Below are 22,377 nucleotides of genomic sequence, written 5' to 3' on the forward strand. Positions count from 1 at the left end.
CTGGATACGGCGCCGGATAAGGCACTGGATAAGCGCGATTCACCGCCTAAGATAAAGAAGCCCCCGCACGTCCCCTCTCCTTCCAACTAGCTAGCGAGGTGGCCGCATGAACCGCCTGTCGAGTCCTATGGAGGCGTTGGAGCCGCATTACGACGTGATCGTCGTCGGCTCCGGCTATGGCGGCGCCATCGCCGCAAGCCGCATGGCGCGCGCGCGGCGCCGCGTCTGCGTGCTCGAGCGCGGGCGCGAATTCATGGCGGGCGACTTTCCGGTGCATGCCGCGGAGGGCGTCGGCGAGGTCCAGTACAACCTCGACGACCGGCGGCTCGGGTCGGCGCTCGCGTTGATCGAAGTGCACGTGAACCCGGAAGTCAACGCGGTGGTCGGCTGCGGACTCGGCGGCACGTCGCTGATCAACGCGAACGTCGCGCTGCACCCCGACGCGCGCCTGTGGGACGATCCGCGCTGGCCTGCCGCGCTGCGCGCCGATCAAGGCGGCATCGAAGCCGGCTATGCCCGCGCGCTGGCGATGCTTCAGCCGCAGCCGTGGCCCGCCGATTTTCCGCCCTTGCCGAAGCTCGACGCGCTCGGACGGTCGGCGGAAGCGCTCGATATGAGCGCGTCGTTCTACCGTCCTCCGATCACCGTCACGTTCAAGGACGGCCTCAACGCGGCAGGCGTCGAGCAAAGCGCCTGCATCGGGTGCGGCAACTGCAATTCCGGCTGCAACTACGGCGCGAAGAACTCGACGCACATGAACTACCTGCCGGACGCCGTCGCGCACGGCGCGCAGATCTTCACGCAAGCGGCAGTGGATTCGGTCGAATGGGACGAGGCCGCGCGGCAATGGCGCGTCTACTATCAGTGGGTCGATATCGGGCGGGAGATTTTCGACGGCGCCGATTTGTTGACGACGGCGGACCACGTGATCCTGTCGGCGGGCACGCTCGGGTCCACCGCGATTCTGTTGCGCTCGCGCGAGAAGCGCGGCCTCACGCTATCGGACCAGCTAGGCGCGCATTTCACCGGCAACGGCGACGTGCTCGCCTTCGCGTTCAACACGAATCACGAGATCAACGGCGTGGGCTGGGAGACGGCCGACGACGCAAGACGCGCACCGGTCGGCCCCGTGATCACCGGCATCATCGATCATCGCGACACTCAAGACGTGATGGACGGCTTCGTCATCGAAGAAGGCTCACTCGCCGCGCCGATCGGCCCGGCGATGCTGGGCGTGCTCGGCATCGCCGCGCCCGCGGACGGTGTCGCTGCCCCCGAGGACGGAACTCCGGATGGCGCGGCGCAAAACAACGCGCTCGACGCCGCCGCGCGCGAAGCGCTCTCGGCATTGCGCGGGCCGCACTACGGCGCGATGCGCAACACGCAAACGTACCTCGTGATGGCCCATGACGACGACGCCGGCCGGATCGAACTGCACGAGGATCGCCCGCGCATCGCGTGGCCCGGCGCGAGCGAGCAGCCGATCTACCGGACGATCAACGACACGCTCGAAGACGCGACACGCGCGCTCGGCGGCACCTTCGTCAACGACCCGCTCGATACGCCGCTCTTCAAGGACCGCCTCATTACGGTGCATCCACTGGGCGGCTGCGCGATGGCGGACGATGCCGAGCATGGGGTCGTCGATCACGCCGGCCGCGTGTTCAGCGGCAAAGCAGGCACCGGCATGCACCCTGGCCTCTACGTGATGGACGGCGCGGTCATCCCTTTGTCGCTCGGCGTGAATCCGCTGTTGACGATTTCGGCGCTGGCCGAGCGCAACTGCGTGCAACTGGCTGCGTCCAACGGCTGGGCGATCGACTTCACTCGGGGCGTCCTCACGTCCGGCGCTCCGCGCGCCGCTGCCGCCGCGCCGCCCGCTGAGCGCATCGGTCTGCGCTTCACCGAAACGATGGTCGGCGCCTATACGTCCCTCGCGCCGGCCTCCCCTGGCGACGCCCAATCGAGCCCGATGAGCTTCACGCTCACCGTCGACTCCGGCGACCTTCCCACCATGCTCGCGAACCCGCAGCACGAAGCGCCGATGGTGGGCACGCTGACGTGCGCGGCGCTGTCGAGCGAACCGATGACGATCGCGAACGGACGCTTCAACCTGTTCGTCACCGACCCGGCGCATGTCGATCAACGCAACATGGTCTACCGGATGACGCTCGTCGCGGCCGAAGGCAAGCGCTATGACTTCGTCGGCCGCAAGATCATCACGTTCAGCTCGCCGCTCGAACTGTGGAAGCAGACGAACACGCTCTACGCCGAAGTGCATGAATCCGCCGACGACGGCGCGCGTTTGCTTGGCAAAGCCACCCTCATCATCACGGCCGGCAATTCGCTCAAGCAGCAAACGACACTCGGCGTCACCAACGCGCCGACGCTCGAAATGCGCTTGGCGTGGACCCTGCGTTTCGGCAAGTTCTTCGCCGACGTGCTGTTCACCGAGTACGGCGGCATCGCGGCGCCGCTGCAATTCGCAGAGGCCGACGCGCGTCCGCGCGAGCGCCGCCGCTTAAATGCGCCCGCACCGGTTACCCATTATTTGCGCACGCAAGACGGCAAGACGCTGCGCCTCACGCGCTACTGCGCAGGAAACAAGGGACCGTTGCTGCTGATTCATGGTTCGGGCGTATCGAGCGGCATCTTCACGACCGACATGATCGAGACCAATCTGGTCGAGCATCTGTGCGCAAGCGGCTACGACGTGTGGCTCGTCGATCTGCGCGTGAGCATCGCGCTGCCGAGCGCGGCCGAGCAAACGACGGCCGACGCGATTGCCGCCTACGATATCCCCGCCGCCGTCGCGAAGGTCTGTGAGTTGAGCGGCGCCGATTCGATCCACGTCATCGCTCACTGCCTCGGCGCGGTGACACTGACGATGGCACTCTTGAGCGGCCTCACGCGCGTCCGGTCGGCCGTGATGTCGCAAGTGTCCGCGCATTTGATTCCCGAGCCGCTGCAGCGCGTGAAGGCCGGCTTGCATTTGCCGGAGATGCTCGATCACTTGGGCGTCACCGACTTGACCGCGCTAACCAAGCATGCGAGCTGGCCGGCGAACCTGCTCGACGAAGCGCTGCGGCTTTATCCGGTGGAAGAAGGTTGCCGCAGCGCGGTCTGTCATCGCGCGACGTTCATGTACGGGCAGGTCTACGAGCACGAGCAACTCAACGAAGTGCTGCACGACAACTTGCAGGAGCTGTTCGGCGTGCACGACATGCGGCTCTTCGAACATCTCGCCGCGATGGTGCGAGCGGGGCACATCGTGAGAGCGGATGGAGAGGATGTCTATCTGCGCGACTTGAGCGGATTGAACCTGCCGATCACGTTCATTCATGGCGCGCTCAATCGCTGTTACCTGCCGGATAGCACGTTGAAGACCTACGCGATGCTCAAGGACGCCTATCCCGATCAGCGCTATGAGCACGTGGCCATCGACGGATACGGCCATATCGACTGCATCTTCGGGCGCGATGCGGCCACGGACGTGTACCCCTCGATTACGCGGCATCTGGCGGCCCATGCCAGGTAGCGGCTCCTTGCGTTGAGCCTTGCGTTGAGAAGCAATCAAACGACGAGACGCGCACGCAGCGCATCGATGGTCGATTGCGCGAGACCGAGCCCTTGCGTGAGATAGGCCGGCATGGTCCCGTAGCTCTGCTGCACCTGATCGAAACCGGCTTGCAGGTAGCTCGATTGCGCGCTGAAAAGCGGCATGGCATTCGCGGCGGCATCGTCGCCGCTTTGCTGGCGAATCGCATCGACGCGGGCCTGGATCGACGCCGTCGAGTAGGTGTTGGTCAGCAGATAGTCGGCCACGATCACATCGAGCGGCACGTTGGCGATGCTCAGCAGCAATGCCGCCGCCCACCCCGTGCGGTCCTTGCCCGCCGTGCTGTGAAAAATCTGCGCGCCGCTTCCGCTCGCGAGATCCGTTAGCAGCGCACCGTATGCAGCCCGTTCGAAATCCGAGGTCACGAAGTTGCGGTTCAGGGTTTGCATCATCGCCACGGCGTCGGCCGCGCTCGCGGGCACGGACGTCACGACGTCGTTCGTGCCATCGATATTGACGGTCGCGTAAGCCGCGCCCGTGGGCAGGACGTCGGGCGTGCGGGAGACTTCTCCCGGTGTGCGCAGATCGTAGACCGCCGCGATGCCCAACGTGCCGAGCGTCGCCTTGTCGTCGGCCGAAAGCGTCAGCACGCTCGATCGATAGAACACGCCGCGTTTTACGCGCCGGCCGTCGGCCGTGGGATAGCCGTCCGGCGCGCCGCCGACGTCGCGGAAATTGTCGACGGACGCCAGACGCGGCGTCGCGTCCGCATCGGTATCGAAATCGCCACCGCCGCCGCACGCCGTGAGCAGCGAACTGCCGAAAGCCGGCAGCAGCAGCATCCCTGCCGTGCGCTTCAGGAACGCGCGACGCCGCGCATCCGCCGCCTCTCGTGCGGCATCTACGGCACAGCCCGATGGCGCGCGGACGCGCGCGCGCATCGAACGCGGACGGTCATTCGCGGTGAAATCCATGCGGGCTATTGGGTCGAGGACGGCGAGGCATCGTGGTCGGGGCGGGATCGCGTGCGAAATTGGCGCGCAAATGTAACGAAGGCGCGCCGAGTCGGCCAACCGCAACTGTAACGACGATTTGCGTCACCAGTAGGGCTTCGTAGGAATAGGTAAGGATAAAAAAGGATTGACAAAAGCCCGCCCGGTAAAACTCGCCAAACGCTCGCTTTAATCTTTCAATTTCATTTCTAATTGTATTTAATTGGTATTGTGATTTTCGTGCTGCATTGCGAAAATCCGACGAATTTCGGTCATTTTTCCCTGTTACAGAAATGTGTCAGTTTTACCGAAATACACGGTTATCTTTTTTGAGACATTTATTTGGGAATGGATTGATTTCCCCAAATGGCCTGCATACAATGCGTCTCACAGGTTGTTACAAGTTGTAACACCCTGTATCAAAGATACACAAAAGGAAGAGCAAACGTTAGCGCTCGACCGGGGGCACAAATACACGGTATAAATTACCGGGCAAATATAAATTCGGGGCTTCGGGAAAACTGAAAAATGGACCGTAGCAGCGAGACGCTGGATTCTATCCGCGAAATTAATTTGTCGTACATCATGCTCGCGCAGCGCATGCTGCGTGAGGATAAGCCAGTCGGGATGTTCCGTCTGGGCCTATCGTCGGAATTGGCCGATTTGCTTGCCAGTCTGTCGCTCGCGCAGATCGTCAAGTTGGCCTCTTCCGACCAGCTTCTCTGCTTCTTCCGTTTTAACGACCACTCGATGTTGTCGGCGCTCACGCAATCCGCGAAGCATGCGGATGTCGCTCCGACGCACGCTGCCATCCTGCTTGCCGGCCAACGGGCCGAACAGTTCGCATAAGGAGCCGGTCGTGTCGACGAAGAAGAGTCTTTCGGAAGACGCACAAGAAGTCTTCCGCGCCATTGCCCTGATCGAGCTTGGCGCACGCATGCAAGTGCTCGAGAGCGAACTGACGCTGTCGCGCGACCGCATGATCCGGCTGTACCGCGAGGTCAAGGGCGTGTCGCCGCCGAAAGGCATGCTGCCGTTCTCGGCCGACTGGTACATGACGTGGCTCGCGAACATTCACGCGTCGCTCTTCTATAACACTTACCTGTTCCTGAAGAACGAAGCGCGCTGCTCGCATCTCGACGCGCTGACGAAGGGCTACCGCCTCTATCTCGAGCATTGCAAGCACAGCGGCGCGGAAGCCGTGCTCGACTTGACGCGCGCCTGGACACTCGTGCGCTTCTTCGACGCCGACCTGCTCCAGCTCACGCGCTGCTGCCGTTGCAGCGGCAAGTTCGTCGCGCACAAGCACGACTTGCAGCACAACGTCGTGTGCGGCGCATGCCAGCCGCCGTCGCGCGCCGGCAAGACGAAGAAAGCCGCTGCGGCCAAGGAAGCGGCCGAGCTGATCGAAATCCCGGCCATCGTCGAGATGACGGTGGAAGACGATGCGGCAACCGTTGTGCCGCTGCCGATCGCCGCTCAAATGCAGCCTATGCCGCCACGACAAGCGGCGGTGGCTTGCGCTGCCTGAGACGCGCAAGCGGCTTCAAGCGACGCTCGCCTGACCGGATCGTGCTCAGGCGAGCGTCTCCCCTCTTTCGCGTTCACCGATACAACGACGGCTCCGGCAACGCGCCGCGCCGGGGCTTCGCCGACAGAGGCTCGATGCGGCCGACAATCACGAGATAGCTGAACGCACCGAGCAGGCAGAACGCGCCGGCAACGACGAGCGGCACCGTGAACGAGCCCTTCGTGAGCTGGACCATCAGGCCGGTGAACGTCGTGATCACAATGCCCGCGAGATTCGACGCGAAGTTCTGAATACCGCCGATCGACGCAACGTGACGCGGCGTCGGCGCGACGTCGCCCGGCAGCGCCCAGATGCTGGCCGCGGCGAACGCGAGGCTGCCGTAAGCGATGCCGAAGAACGCGAGCATCAGCCACGTGTTCGACGTGAACGCGGAAAGCGTGATCGTCGACGACATCAGCATCCCGCCGACCATGCAGGTCTTGCGCGCCGCGGTGAGGCTCCAGCCGCGGCGATAGATCGCGTCCGACACCCAGCCGCCGAGCCAGCCGGACGGTATCGCCATCAGCGCCGGAATCATGCCGAGCGTGCCGAGCGACTTCAGCGAGAAGCCGCGTGTCTCGACGAGGTAGCTCGGGAACCACGTGATGAAGAAGTAGATCGCGAAGTTCAGGCAGAAGAAGCCGAGCATCATCCCCCACATCGTGCGGTGGCGGAACAGCGAAGCCCATGTGACGTCGCCGCCGGCGTCCTTCGAGGTGAGGGCTTCCGCGTGCGCCGACGCGTCCTCGTCCGGGTTGCGGTAGACGACAAGCCAGCCGAGCACCCAGATCACGCCAAGCAGGCCGGTCAGCACGAACGCGGCCTTCCAGCCCATCGTGCTGACGATGAGCGCGATGAGCGGAATCGACACCGCGGACCCGACGCGCGAGCCGCTGTCGAAGAGGCTCGTCGCGAGCGCGCGCTGCTCCGGACGAAACCACTGGCTGACGAGCTTGGCACATGACGGATACGCACCGGCCTCGCCTACGCCGAGCATCAGCCGGCAGCCGAACATTGCGGCGACGCTCGACGCGCCCGCCGTGAGCGCCGTGAACAGCGACCACCAGCCGACCGCGAGCGGCAGCGCGATCCTCGCGCCGACGCGATCGACGAACCACCCGAACGGCATCTGCATGAGCGCATAGGTCCAGAAGAATCCGCTCAACAGCAGGCCCATCTGCGCGGGGCCGATGTCGAGTGCCTTCTGGATGTCCGGCGCGGCCACGGCCATGTTGGCGCGATCGATGTAGTTGATCGCGATCGCGAGAAAGCAAAGAAAGATGACCATCCAACGCATTTTCTTCATGAACTTGTCTCCCCCTGGGCATCGACAATCGCCGCACTGGCCCGGGCTCAGCCCGAAGCGCCGCCGTGACGCATGACGAGTTGCCGTGACGACAGCTTGCAGCCGACGTAGTAGACCAGCGATGTCAGCGACAGACCGACAATCCACGATATGTCCGCGCCGCCGAGCCGGTTCGCCAATTCGCCCGTGTAGATATCGGTTGCCATGAACGGGGCTTGCGCGGCGATTCCGATGAAGTACGAGACGACCGCGGTCGTGTTGAAGCGCCCGTAGATTCCGCCGTCCTGACGGAAGAACGACGCCACGTCGTAATCGCCATGGCAGACGAGGTAGTAGTCGACCAGGTTGATGGCAGTCCACGGCACGAGCACGTACAGCAGCAGCAAAATGAAATTCGTGTAGCCGACCAGGAAGTTGTCCTGACCGAACAGCGCGATCGCCAGCGAGGCACCGCACAGCACGATCGCGGTGACGACGCGGGCGCGAGCCTTGCCCGACCACGACGGGAACAGCGTCTGGAGAACGGTGATGCTCGACAGCGCGCCGCAATACAGCTCCATCGCATTGCTGGACGCGATGCCGAACGTCAACACGACGATCACCAGCACGCTGATCCCCTGCGTCAATTCCGTGAGACCGTTCACGACGTTGCCGTCGGGCGTGGCAAGACCGACCAGGCAGCCGAGCAGCATCGGAAAGTACGATCCGAGCACGCATCCCCAGTAGCTGGACCAGAACGCGGTACGCGGCCCCGTATCGGGCGGCAGGTAGCGCGAATAATCGGAAACGTACGGCGCATACGCGATCTGCCAGAGCGCCGCCACCGACATCGCGCCGAGAAAGCCGGGCAGGTTGAGCGAGTGCTTTGAGAACGTATCGTCCGGCAGCCCGTGCACGAAGAAAATCCAGACGAACGCCAGTACGAGCACGCTGCCGGAGCACCAACTCAGCAGCCGCGCATACGCGTGGATCAGCTTGTAGCCGTAGATCGAGCCAAGCAGGCTGATCAACGCGATCACCACGACGCCTGCATCGAGCGGCACATCCGGGCTGAGACTGTGCAGCGCCTGGCCGCCGAACACGCAATTCGACGCGAAGAAGCCGACGTACATGACCACGACGAGCGCGACGACCAGCAACGATCCGAAGGAGCCGAACTGTCCGCGGGTCTGGATCATCTGCGGAACGCCGAGCTGAGGCCCCTGGGCGGAATGCAGCGCCATGAACACCGCGCCGATCAGGCTGCCGACCAGCGTGGCGAGCGCGGCCCACCAGAAAGGCAGTTTGAATACCGTCGTGGCGAGCGAGCCGGTGACGATCGTCAGCATCATGATGTTCGAGCCGAACCAGATCGTGAACAGATCCCGTGCGCTGCCATGCCTTTGGGACAGCGGGATCGGTTGTATCGTGCTTGACTCGAGATGGGAGTGTCTCTCTCCGTGACTCATGGCGTCTCCTTGTATCTGTAGTGATGTGCTTCAGCTTGCAGGCCGGCGCAGCGAACCCCTGGGGAATGCAAGCGCACCGAGTCAAGAAGGATTCCTGATTACCTGAACTGCGAAACCGTGACCGTCTGAAAGCAAATATGAACGAGCACGACCGCCGTCAATGACCGTCACGAGTCACGGCAACTGACGGGCGGTACAACCTTCGGTCAACAGAAAGAGATTTGAAAGAATGGATTTTCTTCTCACCGAATAGATTTATCCTATTCAGCGATCGAGCCCGCGCAGAGCCGAGGGGAATTGAAGATCGTGAATGACGGCCGGGCAGTCGCGCATTACCGCGATGTGTTGTCAGGGGCGGCGCCACCGGCAAGCAAGAGCTGGTCGACCAGCTCGAGCTTCAACGGCTTGTCCGCGTCGAGCTTCTTTTTCTCGATCAGGTACTTCCAGCCATCGCCATTGCCGGGGTTGCGGTAGAACGCCACGATCGCGACGTATTGCGTGTCGGCCTGCATCGGTTGCGAAAGGCTCGCTGACGCACCCGGGTTCAACACGGATGCCATGCTCGTCTGCAGGTCCTGGGCAAGCACGGTCCGGTCGTTCTTCAGCAAGTCCTCGTAGGACGCGCCATCGAACATCTTGCGATCCTTCAACTGGTACACGCGTACCGCGACCGACGTCGCGCGACCGGCTTCGTCGGGATTCAATGCGCCCCGAGCGGACAGATCGACGTTGAGCACCTTGACCTGCTTGTAGAACACCGCGTGATACGCGCTCGACGAGGCGTCCGAGACGGATTGCCAAGCGCCGCAGGCCGACAGCAGCAGAACGGATGCAAGAGTTGGAATGGCGAAACGGAAGGACATCAATATTCTCCGGTCATGCATGTCGTGGGCTCAGGTATGGATTGGGTCCTGGCGCAGGGAACGCTTCATGGACGCCGAGCGCGATGTCGATCAGGCGTTCTTCGTCGGCGGGCAGCACGGTGGTCCAGCCGAGGCGCGGCGCGGGGCCCGTATCGGCCAGGCCGATTGCCGGCCGGGGCGCGAGCCGCGACGACACTTCCATGCGCAGATGCACGTCGGCCTTGACGCCGACATACAGCTGCACGAAAGCCATCAGATCACGATGCAGCGCCCCGCCGGGCAGCAGGCCGTGCGCCTGTTGCGCATCGGCGGGCTGCAGCGTCACGCGCACCGCGCGGCTGCGATACGCCATCCGTTTGCCCAGCACGTAGCCGCCGCCCAGACCGCCGCGCTTCCCGCTTTCCGGCATCCCCGCGGCGTCACCGGCCGAAGTGAGCGGCCGCGCTCGACCGGTCGACGTCACGACGGGCCAGAACTCGTCGACCCGCACACCGACACGCGGGATCGCCAACGCCACGACACCCGCCAATCCTTCCGGCGTGCGGGTGCGCTGAATCAGGAGCCCCAGCAGCGCCAACATCCGCGAATCCGGCAAGCCCGCACGCTTCGGCTTATCGCCCCAGCCGAACCCCGCCAGACACAGCAGGTTGCGCGAATGCCCGTCGATGCCGCCGGGCCTGAAGTGCTCCGGATAGCGGTACTTCCGCCAGGCTCGATACAGCAGCGTGACGTAGCGGTGATTGAACTGGTCGAGAAACGCTTCCACCACCTCGTGGCCCTCTTCGCGCAGCACGATCTCGTCGATCATGTGCGAGGGCATCGCCGCGTCGACGCCGTACAAGCCCATGAACGTCGTGCGTACCGTCGGCGGCGCATCGGGTCCATAGGTGTCGGCCCCGTCATCGAACTCGATCGCGGCGATCTCGCCAGCCGGAAAGCCGAGGCGCGGGCGCGGCCGGAACCGCACGGGCTCATGCCCTGCCGTATCGCGCGTGCCGAAGCCTGGCACCTCCGGCGTACGCACTTCGAGCAGCCGGCACAGCTGCATGAAGTTCATCCGCGGCGCGCGCGCCAGCAGCGACGCGACCAGCGGGTCGAGATTGGGCAGCTCGTCCCCTGCCCCAAGGGCACTTCCTGCGGGGCGTCCCCCAGGGGGATTTCCTGCGGGGCACAAGGGGACTTCCTGCGGCGCGAGTGAACTCATAGCGGCGCTCGCTCAGCCTTGCTGCGCGGCCATTCGATCCGGGCCTGCGAGGGCAGGCTGATGATCGTGAGTTTCGTGAACAGGTTGATGTCGGCGTAGAGCGCGAAGAACCGGTGCAGCAGTTCGCCGAACAGCATCACGTCGCCCTCGCCGGCGAACGCGTGACTGTCGAGCGTCACCTCGATCAGCGCGCCCCGCTCGACCGAGCCGCCCGACACTTCCTCGATCAGCTCCTGTGACACCCACAGGATGCCCGCGAGCCGTCGGCGGTTCAGTTCGTCGTTGGTCCAGTCGTAGAGTGCGAGCGCCCCGCTCAGTACTTCCGCGTTCATCATCGACAGGAAGTTCGGCGCCAGATGCGACAGCACACGCCATTGGAAACGGTCTTCCGTCGGCGGGTATCAGGAATCGCACACGGTCTCGCAGCTGAAGGGGTCGCCCCCAGGATATGTCGGCTACGGCCGCGGCGGCATCTTGACCGAAGCGGTACGGCAGCGTCCGTACAGCGTGGTGCTGCTCGATGAAGTCGAAAAGGCTCACCGCGACGTGCTCGACATGTTCTATCAGGTGTTCGATCGCGGCATGATGCGCGACGGCGAAGGGCGGGAGATCGACTTCCGCCATTGCGTGATCCTGATGACCTCCAATCTCGGCAGTGCGCAGATCGACGAGGTCACCGCCGACCATCCGGAAATCTCGCAGGCGGCGCTGCTCGAGGCGATTCACCCGCAGCTCGTGGCGCACTTCCAGCCGGCCCTGCTCGCGCGCTTCCAGTCACTCGTCTACCGGCCGCTCGACGCCGCCGCGCTCGCATCGATCGTGGGGCTCAAGCTGTCGAAGATCGCCGGCCGCCTGCGCCGGCAGCACGACGTCGAACTGGCGTGCGACGACTCGCTGATCGGCGCGATGGCGGCGCTTTGCCTTGCGCGCGAATCCGGTGCACGCAACGTCGATGCGTTCCTCAACCAGCGCATTCTGCCCACGGTCTCCTGTGAACTGCTCGCGCGCATGGCCGCCGGTGCCGCGCCCGCGAAGATCGTGTTGTCGAGCTCGGCCGAGGGTAGCTTGACGATCGATTTCGTCGAGCGGGACGACGTTGCGGCCGGCACGGCCGAGCCGGCATCCGCCGCGGTGTAACGGGAGACGAGGACCATGCAGGCAGGCCCCTCCCTCTACGACATGCTGCTCGGCCAGATCGGCGGCGAGCCGCTTGACGCTTACGACGACCGGACGCTCGAGTGCATGAGCGTGCAGCAGAACGTGCAGCGCATCTTGAACACGCGAGCCGGGGCGCTCAAGCATCTGCCCGACTACGGTCTGCCGGACCTGACGAACATCTACAAGGCACTGCCGGCGTCCGCACACATGCTCAAGCAGCAAATGGAAGCGACCCTGCTGAAGTACGAGCCGCGCATCCGGTCAATCGACGTCGACATCCTCGAGAATGACGACCCGGGCGTACTCGTGAGCTTCGAGATGACGTGCCATCTGAAGAAGGCCGGGCTCGTGCGCTTCGGCACGTACTTCGAGCCGCCCGGCCGCATGTGGGTGAAACGCAGGGTTCAGGAGCGCGGGTAATTCGGCGACCGTTCGTGGGCACCACCCGGATCGGCCGCGCCAACGTCTTCGGCCTTCACCTCCCCCCAACCGCCGCCCAGCGCGCGAATCAGATTGACCGTCGCCACCGCCTGCGCGCCGTTGAGCTGGCTCGCCTGAACCTGCGAGACCAGCACCGTGCGCTCGCCGTCGAGTACGTTGAGATAGTCGACCTCGCCTTCCTTGTACTGCGTGTCCGATAGATGCGACGCCCGCTCCGAGGCCGCGACCGCCTCGTTCTGCTGGTGAATCTGATCGTCGAGCAAACGCAGATCGGAAAGGTTGTCTTCGACTTCGCGGAACGCGATGAGCACCTGCTGGCGATACTGCGCGACGTTCTCGTCGTACTGCGCATTGGCCTGCTGGACACCCGCCTTGCGCTTTCCGCCGTCGAACAGCGGCATCGTCAATGCGGTTCCGGCAATCGGCCCGAGCAGGAACGCGCGGCTCGACCACTTGAACAAATCGCCCAAGGTCGCCGACTCGAAGCCGAACGCACCCGTGATATCGAGCTGCGGGAAATACGCGGATTTCGCGAGACCGATACGCGCATTCGCTGCCTGCATCGCACGCTCCGCTGCCGCGACATCGGGGCGGCGTTCGAGCAGCGCCGATGGCAAGCCCGGCGGCACGCGCGCTGTCACCGGATCGAGCGGCGTCTCCGGGAACGAGAAATCGGCGGGCGCCTTCCCGAGCAGAATCGCGAGGCTATGCTCCGACGCCGCGCGCTGCCGCGCAATGCCGACCGCATCCGCACGCGCGGTCGCCAGCGAGTTCCTCGCCTGCGCGACATCGAGCTCGCTGATGTCGCCTTCCTTGAAGCGCCGCTCGACGAGCTGCAAGCCGTCTTCACGCAAGGCGACCGTGCGGCGATACAGGTCTTGCTCCGTATCCAGCTCGCGCAGCGAGAAGTAATTCGCCGCCACATCCGCTTGCAGCGAGAGCTGCACCGAACGGAACAGCGCTTCGCTCTGCTGTGCATCGGCGCGCGACGCCGCCACATTCGAGCTCACGCGGCCGAACAAGTCCGCCTCGTAAGAGACGGTCGTCTGGGCGCGCCATAGCGTCGTTGCCACGCCTCCGGAATTCTGCGGCAGGAATTGCGAAGCCGGAGACGCATGCTCGCGCGTCGGGCCGAAGCCCGCATCGATCTGCGGGAACCAAGCGGAGCGAGCCGATGCGAGCAGCGCGCGCGATTGCTGCACGCGTGCGGCCGCCGCCTTCAAATCCTGGTTGGCGGCAAGCGCCTGCTGTTCCAGATCGTTGAGCTTCGCGTCGCCGAAGATCGTCCACCATTGCCCGCGATGCGCGTCATCGGCCGGCTCGGCGACTTTCCACGTTCCCTCGTTTTGCGCGTTGGCGGCCGGCGCTTCCTTGAAGGCCGCCGGCGCCTGAACGTCTGGCCGTTGGTACTTCGGCCCCACCGCGCAGGCCGCGAGCAAGCTGAGCATCAATCCGCTCAGGAGCGCACCGCGCGCCATGCGCGTCCACCCGGTAACAGAATCAAATCGTTTCATTGTTTTTTTCCTCAATCCGCAGCCGCCACGCCGACATGCGGCGAATCTTTCTGTGCGACGTGGATCTTGCCGCCAGCCAGCGTGCGCAGCACCACGTAGAACACCGGCGTCAGCATCAAACCGAACAGCGTCACACCGAGCATCCCGAAGAACACGGCTATGCCCATCGCGTGCCGCATCTCCGAACCCGCGCCCGACGACAGCACCAGCGGCACCACGCCCATGATGAAAGCGATCGACGTCATCAGGATCGGGCGCAGCCGCAGACGGCTCGCTTCGATTGCCGCGGCAAGCGGCGTGCGTCCGTCATGTTCGAGTTCACGTGCGAATTCCACGATCAGAATCGCGTTCTTCGAGGCGAGCCCCACCAGCACCATCAAGCCGATTTGCGTGAAGATGTTGTTGTCGCCTTGCGTGAGCCACACGCCCGCCAGCGCGGACAGCACGCTCATCGGCACGATCAGGATCACCGCGAGCGGCAGCGTCAGGCTTTCATACAACGCCGCGAGCACGAGGAACACGAGCAGCACGCTGATCGGGAACACCCAGATCGCCGAGTTGCCGGCCAGCACTTGCTGATACGTCAGGTCGGTCCATTCGAACTTCACGCCGCGCGGCAGCGTTTCGTGCGCGATCCGTTCGATCGCCGCCTGCGCCTGGCCCGACGAATAGCCGGGCGCCGGGCCGCCGTTCACGTCCGCCGCCGTGTAGCCGTTGTAACGCACCACCATCTCGGGGCCGAACGTCGGCGTCACCTTCACGAGCGACGACAGCGGCACCATGTCACCGGAGGCGTTGCGCGTCTTCAGGTTCAGGATGTCGTCGGAGTGGGCGCGGAACGGCGCATCCGCTTGCACGCGCACCTGATACACGCGGCCGAAACGGTTGAAGTCGTTCACGTACAGCGAGCCGAGATAGGTCTGCAGCGTGTCGAACACGTCCGTCACGGGCACGCCGAGCTGCTTCGCCTTCACGCGGTCGAGATCGACGTTCAATTGCGGCACGTTGATCTGATAGCTCGTAAAGAGCGGCCCGAGTTCCGGCGCTGATTGCGCGCGCTTGATGAACGCCTGCGTCGCGTCGTCGAGCTGCGCGTAGCCGAGCGCGCCGCGGTCTTCGATCTGCAGCTTGAAGCCGCCGAGCGTACCGAGGCCGAGCACCGGCGGCGGCGGGAACACGGCGATGAACGCGTCCTTCATGCCCGCATACTGCTGATTGAGCGCCCCTGCAATCGCGCCTGCCGACAATGCCTTGCCCTTGCGTTCGTCGAACGGCTTGAGCGTGACGAACACGATGCCCGCGCTCGAGCTGTTCGTGAAGCCGTTCACCGACAAGCCCGGGAACGCCACCGCGCTTTCGACCCCCGGCTGCTTGAGCGCCACGGCGCCCATGTCGCGAATCACCTTCTCGGTACGGTCGAGCGATGCACCGTTAGGCAGCTGCGCGAACGCGATCAGATACTCCTTGTCCTGCGCGGGCACGAAGCCGCCGGGCACGATGTGGGTGACGAACACCGTTGCGCCGAGCAGCACCGCGTAGATGCCGAGCATCGCCCCCTTGCGGCCCAGCACGCCGCGCACGCCCTTGCCGTATGCGCCCGAACCGCGATGGAACACCTGGTTGAACCGCGCGAAGAAGCCGCCGAACACTTTGTTCATTGCACGCGTGAGCCAGTCTGCGGGCTCATCGTGGCCGCGCAACAGCAAGGCGGACAATGCCGGCGAAAGCGTCAGCGAGTTGAACGCGGAGATCACCGTGGAGATCGCGATGGTCATCGCGAACTGCTTGTAGAACTCGCCCGTCAGGCCGCTCATGAAGGCAAGCGGAACGAACACGGCCACGAGCGTCAGCGCAATCGCGATGATCGGCCCGCTCACTTCGCGCATCGCCTTGTAAGTCGCCTCCCGCGCGCTCAGGCCCTCCGAGATGTTGCGCTCGACGTTCTCGACCACCACGATCGCATCGTCGACCACGATCCCGATCGCGAGCACCATCCCGAACAGCGATAGCGCGTTGATCGAGAACCCGAAGCCAAGCAAGAGCGAGAACGTACCGACGATCGACACCGGCACCGCGACGAGCGGAATAATCGATGCACGCCACGTCTGCAGGAACACGATCACCACGATCACGACGAGCGCGATCGCTTCGAGCAGCGTGTGGATCACGGCGTGGATGCTCGAACGCACGAACTGCGTCGGGTCATAGACGATCTTGTAGTCGACGCCCGCCGGGAAGTCCTGCTTCAAGTCCTTCATCGCCTCGCGCACTTGATCCGAGATCTGCAGCGAGTTCGCGCCCGGTTGCTGGTTGATCGCGAGCGCCACCGCCGGCTTGTTGTCGAGCAGCGAACGCAGGCCGTATTCCGATGCCGCCAGTTCGACGCGCGCGACATCGCGCAGATACGTCACGCCGCCGTCGGGCGAAGTCTTCAGGATGATGTCGCGAAACTGCTCTTCCGTTTGCAGGCGTCCGCGCGCGTTCACCGACAGTTGCAGCGGCACGTCCGGACCCGACGGCGAGCCGCCGATCACACCGGCCGCCACTTGCACGTTCTGTTCGCGGATCGCGTTGACCACGTCGGTCGCCGTCATGTTGTGCTCGGCCACCTTCTGCGGATCGAGCCAGACACGCATCGCGTAGTCGCCCGAGCCCCACAGCTGCACTTCGCCCACGCCGGCTATCCGCTCGAGACGATCCTTCACGTTGATCAGCGCGTAGTTGCGCAGATACGTCATGTCATAGCGGTTGTCCGGCGAGATCAAGTGCACGACCATCGTGAGCGTCGGCGAGCTTTTGATCGTCGTGACACCGAGGCGCTGCACGTCGTCGGGCAGGCGCGGCAGCGCTTGCGACACGCGGTTCTGCACGAGCTGCTGCGCCTTGTCCGGATCGGTGCCGAGCTTGAACGTGACCGTCAGCGTGAGATTCCCGTCGCTATTCGCTTGCGACTGCATGTACAGCATGTTCTCGACGCCGTTGATCTGCTCCTCGAGCGGAGAAGCCACCGTTTCGGCGATCACCTTCGGGTTCGCGCCCGGATACTGCGCGTGCACGACCACCGAAGGCGGCACGACCTCGGGATACTCCGAGATCGGCAGCTGGAACAGCGAAATCACGCCGGCCAGCAGGATCAGAACCGATAGCACCCCTGCAAAGATCGGTCGATCGATAAAGAATTTGGATATGTTCATGAGTGACTCTGAATGTTTGAGCGGTGACCGGACTCACGGTGCGTAGCCTTGTAGCCTTGGCCCGCACCGTGACGCCTGACGCTCAAGAGTTCGTCTCTTTCGATGCCGGACGTTGCGCCAGCGGCGCGCCCTTCGCACCGTTCGACGCATTGGCGTTAGCGTCCGCTGCGTTCGGATCGCTGTCGTCAGTCATCGGCACCATATGCACGCGCACCTCCGCACCCGGACGCACGCGCTGCAAGCCGTTGACGACGATCCGGTCGCCCGCCTTCAGGCCCGCGGTGATCACGCGCAAGTTGCCCTGCTGCTGGCCGAGCGTGACCTCGCGATACGACACATGGCCGTTTGCGTCGACTGTCAGCACATACTTCTTGTCCTGATCGGTGCCGATCGCCACGTCGTCCACCAGCAGCGCCTGATGCGGCGCACCGCCACCGACCTTGATCCGCGCGTAGAGGCCCGGCACGAGCGCGCCGTCGGCGTTGTCGAAGCGCGCACGCACACGGATCGTGCCCGACGACGTATCGAGCCGGTTGTCGACCGACGCGATCGTGCCGCTGCGCGAGTAGCCCGATTCGTTCGCGAGGCCGAGCTGGACGGGCACGTCGTGGCCGTTTCTCGCGTTGCCGATGTATTGCAGATACGTTTGCTCGTCGACGTCGAACGAGGCGTAGATCGGCGAGACGGACACGAGCGTCGTCAGCGGCGGCGAGCTTGCGCCTGCCGAGACGATGTTGCCGAGCGTGATCTCGGCGCGCGACACGCGGCCCGACACCGGCGCGACGATCTTCGTATAGCCGAGATTGATCTGCGCGGTTTCGAGTGCGGCTTGCGCAGCCTTCAGGTTCGCGGCCGCTTCGCGCGCGTCGTTCTGCTTCTGGTCGTAGTCGCGCTTGGCAATGGCGTTATCGGTGATCAGGCGCTGTGCGCGCTCCCAATCGGTTTGCGTGTAGCCGACGCGCGCCTGCGCGGCGGCGACCTGGGCCGCCGTGCGATCGACTTCAGCCTGGTACGGACGCGGGTCGATCACGAACAGCACGTCGCCTTGCTTCACGAGCGCGCCGTCCTTGAAGTTCACGGACACGATCGTGCCCGACACGAGCGGCCGGATTTCGACGCGATCGATCGCTTCCATCCGGCCGGAATACGATTGCCAGTCGGTGACGGTTCGATTCAAAACGTCGGCGACATCGACTTCCGGCGCCGTGGACGCCGCCGCATGAGCCGGCGCGCTGGCATTGACGCGGATCGCGCCGAACGTACCGATTGCGGCAACGACGAGCGTTGCGGTAGCGGCTATGGCGATGCGTGAGCGAGTAAAACGCTGAGACATAATGACCTCCGGTTCTTGAAATTTTGGCGAAAGGAATCTTTAGCGAAGTGCACGCGGGTCTAAGCGACACTGAAAAAATCGGACGACTTCTTGCAAGGCGGGCGTGTGCTGAGCCAGCGCGGCGTGTGAGACGCTAGGAAAACGGATCACCTGCGTTAACACTCCAGCGCCGATCAAATTCCCTGCGTACTTCTCCGCCTCGACATGCAGCACGTCGTTTTGCGCGGTCACGATGAGCGTGCCCGGCAAGCCCGCCAACCGCGACGCTTCGAGCGGCGCCGCATACGGATGGATGCGCTGCGCCGCTTGCGGCAGGTACGCGCGATAGCACGCCGCGCATTCGCTCGCGGTGATGTCGGACGACAAGCGCGCGGCATCGCCGAGGCGCGTCAAGCTCGGATCGAGCATCGGACCGAGCAGCGCTTGAGCCCGCACGATGACGTCGCCGCGATCGCGCGCCATGAACGCGAGGCAGTTCGCGATCTGCCCGCCCGCGTCATGCCCGGCCACGCCGATCCGCTTCGGATTGCCGCCATAGGTGCGCGCCTTGCTTTCGATCCAGCGCGCCGCGCGGTAGGCGTCTTCGGGCGCCGCCGGAAACGGATGTTTCGGCGCGAGCGAATAATCGACGGACACGACGAGCGCCGTTAATTGCTCCGATAAATACCGTGCTTCAAAATCGGCTTCCTCGAGCGAACCGCGTACAAAACCGCCGCCATGGAAATAAAGCACTATCGGCAGCGCGGTTTTATTTGCCGGACGATAAAGGCGCAGCGTAATGTGCTTCTCATATCCCGCTATCTGCACATCGGTGACCGTCAACGTCCGCCCGACGGACGTGAACGGCGGAATGAACGGATTACGGGTATCGAGAGCTTCCATAGCCAAAAGCGCAAAGCGCGACAGTTCACAATGGCCCGAATTGTGAGTTCGGCAAGCTCGCGAATAAATGCCTATAATCCGGCAACACAATTCGGTGCGCCCAAACAATCGATCGCATCTGTCTGCCGTCAGGCACCCGGATGGGGCGAGCCATTCCGCTGGAGGTTGCGATGGACCGGCTTCAGGCCATGCAAGTGTTCACTCGTGTCGTCGACACGAATAGCTTTACCAAGGCCGCGGAAACGCTGGACCTGCCGCGCGCATCGGTCACGACGATTATTCAGAATCTCGAGGCATTTCTCGGCGTGCGCTTAATGCATCGCACGACGCGCCGCTTGAGCCTCACGCCGGACGGCGCCGCTTATTACGAGCGCTGCGTGCGCATTCTCGCGGATGTCGAAGAGACCGAAACGTCGCTCCAGAACGGCAATAAGAAACCGCACGGCAAGCTGCGCATCGACATGCCGGGCTCGATCGGCCGAACCCTCGTGATTCCGGCGCTGTGCGAATTTCATACGAAATACCCGGACATCGATTTGCAGCTCGGCTTGTCGGACCGGCCTGTCGACTTGCTGCAGGAAGGCGTCGACTGCGTGATTCGGGTGGGCGCTTTGCAGGATTCGTCGCTCGTCGCCCGCCGCATCGGCTTGTTCGAAGGCGTGACGTGCGCGGCGCCGAGCTATCTCGAGCGGATGGGCGAGCCGATGACGCTCGATGATTTGAGCCAGCACCGCGCGGTCAATTATTTTTCTAGCCGCACGGGGCGCGTGATCGATTGGGCGTTCCTCGTCGACGGCAAGGAAGTCGAAGTCAAGATGAACGGGCTGGTCTCCGTCAACGACGCCGACGCCTACTTGACCTGCGCACTCGAAGGCTTCGGCCTGATCCAGCTGGCCCGCTTCATGGTGCTGCCGCACATGCGCAGCGGCGCGCTGAAGGAAGTGCTGCCCGACTGGAAACCGCTGCCGATGCCGATCTCGGTGGTGTATCCGCATAGCCGGCACTTGTCGCCGAAAGTGCGGGTATTCGTCGACTGGATCGCCGAGGTGTTCGACCGCTGCCCGTTGCTGAGCGGCCGGCAGAGCCTCGAAAAGACCTGCAGCAAGCGCACGTTCGAAGAACTGGAAAACGCGCCGGCGCTCGATACGCCCGTGATTTCCGAATGGCTCGCGTGAGCTTCTGTCTGATGTTGTTGCACGTCTTTAGTGCGTTGCCGAACTTCAACGCGCTAAAGACGTGCTGACAATCCCAATCCCGCGTTTCAAATAAGGTCTTCAAGCCGCGAACGCATTGTTCGCCGTCGGCAAAAAATCATTTCGCCGATTTCCCATTTATCGGAACGCGCGCTCCCCCTACATTTCACTCCGTCGCGGCGCTGATCGTCAGCGCTCCATTGGATCAATCGACGGGAGTCTCATCATGAAGCGCCAACTCATTGCCGGTCTTGCACTTTCGCTGCTGGCCAGCACGGCGGCGTTCGCTCAAGGCGGCGGCATCGGACACGCCGGCTCGTATAACGACTACTCGTGGGTCGGCACGAGCACGAAGACGCGTGCGGAAGTGAAGAGCGAAGTCGTGCAAGCGGAGCGCGACGGCTCGCTGCCGTCGATGAACAAACAAAGCTATCCGAACCTGAGCCTGCAAGGACAGACGCAAGCGGAACGCGTCGCGCTGCAGGAAAACGGCGACTCGCTGCGTCTTGCGCGCGCTGGTCGCTAAGCGAACGGATCAAGGAGCCCATCATGTTCAATGCACTGCCCTCTGAACTCGATCACTGGAACACCGACACGCCCGTGTGGACGCCGTACCGGCCGACACAACATTGACGCTCGCGCGCGAGGCAAGCGAATGCTTAGCGTTGCGGCACCCCGTCGCGCCAGTCGCCCCAATGCGTCGCGATATCCTGCACGACCGGATTGCCCGCGCGGTACAGGTTCTCGACCGCCGGCGTAAAGCCGCCTTGGTCGGCGTAGTTGAGCAGATTGTCCGCGCTGGTTTGTCCCGCATAAGGACGATCGAAGTCCGAACCCGCGCGCAGCACGGCAACGCGATGTAAATCGACACGGTTGGCGTTCGCTGCGCGCGTGAGCGCTTCATACGTTGCGTTGTCTTCCTGCTGCGTCGTGCAATACACGCCCTTGCCGTCCGTGAGGATCTTGGTCCAATCGCGGGCGCGCTGGCCGAGCAACGTGCCCGACCACCAGTTGTCGCTCGCGAGCGTGTCGCACTGAATCACCGAAGGCGGCTGATTCGCGGGCGCATAGCGATACTTGGCGCGCGCAAGCTGCGCTTCCTTGCTGTCCGAGAGCGCGACGCCATGCGATAGCGCAAAAGCCGTATCGGCGAGCTGCGGGTTGAGCGGGAACACCTCGCTGCGATAGTCGAGCGGCGGCTTTTCGTTCGGGTTCTTGGTATTGATGCCGAGGTAGCCGGTCTTCCAGCCGCGCGGAATTTCGCGGCCGTCGAGCTCCCATTGAATGCCGAAGTCCACGAGGTACTTCGCCCATGCGGCCGAACCGAGCGTGCCCTGCGCAGGATCGATGCCGGCAATGCCCGCGATGAGGAAATACGTCTTGCGCAAGTCGAAGCGCTGCGAGAACGTCATGGCCATCGTCGACGCTGCCGCGTTCGCGTGGCCAATGCCCGTCGTCATGACGCAGATGTCGCTCTGATTGCAGTGAACGTTGGGATAGTCGGGAGACAGGCCCGCGACCGGGATCGACTCCCAAGGGCCCAGATGATTCAGCCACACCTGCCCTTCGGGCTCGAACATCGAGATGATCATGACTTTGACGGGGCGGCCGGAAGGCACCGCGTCGGCAAAGCTGCCATTGTCTTGCGGAGCTTTCGCAGTGGTAGCACAGGCAGCGAGCGTTAGCGCGGCGAACGAGACGAGGGAGCGAGTCAGCATGG

Annotated in this window: 16 protein-coding genes and 2 pseudogenes; 7 read left to right on the forward strand and 11 right to left on the reverse strand. The window is 63.8% G+C overall.

Annotated elements, in window-relative coordinates; all coding sequences use genetic code 11:
• Window positions 1–106 precede the first annotated feature (106 nt).
• Window positions 107–3,538, forward strand: a complete 3,432-nt coding sequence (locus FAZ95_RS33890) for an alpha/beta fold hydrolase (protein WP_137336756.1) — start codon at window positions 107–109, stop codon at window positions 3,536–3,538.
• Between the two features lie 35 nt (window positions 3,539–3,573).
• On the opposite strand, the gene FAZ95_RS33895 is transcribed toward FAZ95_RS33890, so the two are convergent.
• Entirely contained in the window at window positions 3,574–4,533 is a 960-nt protein-coding gene (locus FAZ95_RS33895) for a tyrosine-protein phosphatase (protein WP_254700081.1), read from the reverse strand.
• 546 nt (window positions 4,534–5,079) lie between these two features.
• Here FAZ95_RS33895 and flhD point away from each other — a divergent pair.
• Complete coding sequence (flhD, locus tag FAZ95_RS33900; protein WP_137336757.1) at window positions 5,080–5,400, forward strand: flagellar transcriptional regulator FlhD; 321 nt, start codon at window positions 5,080–5,082, stop codon at window positions 5,398–5,400.
• A 10-nt stretch (window positions 5,401–5,410) separates the two neighbouring features.
• Entirely contained in the window at window positions 5,411–6,082 is a 672-nt protein-coding gene (flhC, locus tag FAZ95_RS33905; RefSeq protein ID WP_137336758.1) for a flagellar transcriptional regulator FlhC, read from the forward strand.
• Between the two features lie 73 nt (window positions 6,083–6,155).
• Here the strand turns inward: flhC and FAZ95_RS33910 are convergent, their stop codons facing one another.
• From FAZ95_RS33910 to FAZ95_RS33930, 5 genes and pseudogenes are all read right to left on the reverse strand, one after another.
• Window positions 6,156–7,427 (reverse strand): MFS transporter, encoded by a 1,272-nt coding sequence (locus FAZ95_RS33910; protein WP_137336759.1) that lies wholly within the window; start codon window positions 7,425–7,427, stop codon window positions 6,156–6,158.
• A gap of 47 nt (window positions 7,428–7,474) precedes the next feature.
• Window positions 7,475–8,875, reverse strand: coding sequence for a purine-cytosine permease family protein (locus tag FAZ95_RS33915; RefSeq protein WP_137336760.1), 1,401 nt, complete (start codon window positions 8,873–8,875; stop codon window positions 7,475–7,477).
• A gap of 332 nt (window positions 8,876–9,207) precedes the next feature.
• A complete protein-coding gene (gene tssJ / locus FAZ95_RS33920) occupies window positions 9,208–9,738 on the reverse strand; it encodes a type VI secretion system lipoprotein TssJ (RefSeq protein WP_137336761.1) in 531 nt (176 codons plus the stop codon).
• Window positions 9,739–9,751: 13 nt separating this feature from the next.
• A complete protein-coding gene (gene tssG / locus FAZ95_RS33925; protein WP_137336762.1) occupies window positions 9,752–10,942 on the reverse strand; it encodes a type VI secretion system baseplate subunit TssG in 1,191 nt (396 codons plus the stop codon).
• Window positions 10,939–11,343 (reverse strand): annotated as a pseudogene (locus tag FAZ95_RS33930) (type VI secretion system baseplate subunit TssF); the annotation flags it as partial. The pseudogene FAZ95_RS33930 and the gene tssG, both read right to left, overlap by 4 nt.
• Here FAZ95_RS33930 and FAZ95_RS33935 point away from each other — a divergent pair.
• Together FAZ95_RS33935 and tssE are read left to right on the forward strand one after the other, a co-directional pair.
• A pseudogene (locus FAZ95_RS33935) lies at window positions 11,339–12,079 on the forward strand (AAA family ATPase); the annotation flags it as partial. The pseudogenes FAZ95_RS33930 and FAZ95_RS33935 overlap by 5 nt on opposite strands.
• Before the next feature lie 15 nt (window positions 12,080–12,094).
• On the forward strand, window positions 12,095–12,520 hold the full coding sequence (gene tssE / locus FAZ95_RS33940; RefSeq protein ID WP_137336763.1) for a type VI secretion system baseplate subunit TssE: 426 nt from the start codon (window positions 12,095–12,097) through the stop codon (window positions 12,518–12,520).
• Here the strand turns inward: tssE and FAZ95_RS33945 are convergent.
• From FAZ95_RS33945 to FAZ95_RS33960, 4 genes are all read right to left on the reverse strand, one after another.
• Entirely contained in the window at window positions 12,505–14,055 is a 1,551-nt protein-coding gene (locus FAZ95_RS33945) for an efflux transporter outer membrane subunit (protein WP_137336764.1), read from the reverse strand. The genes tssE and FAZ95_RS33945 overlap by 16 nt on opposite strands.
• An 11-nt stretch (window positions 14,056–14,066) precedes the next feature.
• Window positions 14,067–17,249, reverse strand: coding sequence for an efflux RND transporter permease subunit (locus tag FAZ95_RS33950; RefSeq protein WP_137336765.1), 3,183 nt, complete (start codon window positions 17,247–17,249; stop codon window positions 14,067–14,069).
• 82 nt (window positions 17,250–17,331) lie between these two features.
• A complete protein-coding gene (locus FAZ95_RS33955; protein WP_437437759.1) occupies window positions 17,332–18,582 on the reverse strand; it encodes an efflux RND transporter periplasmic adaptor subunit in 1,251 nt (416 codons plus the stop codon).
• 39 nt (window positions 18,583–18,621) lie between these two features.
• Entirely contained in the window at window positions 18,622–19,464 is an 843-nt protein-coding gene (locus tag FAZ95_RS33960; protein ID WP_137336767.1) for an alpha/beta hydrolase, read from the reverse strand.
• Between the two features lie 170 nt (window positions 19,465–19,634).
• On the opposite strand from FAZ95_RS33960, the gene FAZ95_RS33965 reads away from it, so the two are divergent.
• The gene (locus FAZ95_RS33965; protein WP_137336768.1) at window positions 19,635–20,639 is read left to right on the forward strand and encodes a LysR family transcriptional regulator; all 1,005 of its coding nucleotides are present in this window, start codon (window positions 19,635–19,637) and stop codon (window positions 20,637–20,639) included.
• Window positions 20,640–20,883: 244 nt separating this feature from the next.
• A complete protein-coding gene (locus FAZ95_RS33970) occupies window positions 20,884–21,183 on the forward strand; it encodes a DUF4148 domain-containing protein (protein ID WP_137336769.1) in 300 nt (99 codons plus the stop codon).
• 133 nt (window positions 21,184–21,316) lie between these two features.
• Here the strand turns inward: FAZ95_RS33970 and FAZ95_RS33975 are convergent, their stop codons facing one another.
• Window positions 21,317–22,375, reverse strand: a complete 1,059-nt coding sequence (locus FAZ95_RS33975; RefSeq protein WP_137336770.1) for a purine-nucleoside phosphorylase — start codon at window positions 22,373–22,375, stop codon at window positions 21,317–21,319.
• Window positions 22,376–22,377 lie beyond the last annotated feature (2 nt).

The organism is Trinickia violacea (genome assembly GCF_005280735.1).
Taxonomy (GTDB): Bacteria; Pseudomonadota; Gammaproteobacteria; order Burkholderiales; family Burkholderiaceae; genus Trinickia_A; species Trinickia_A violacea.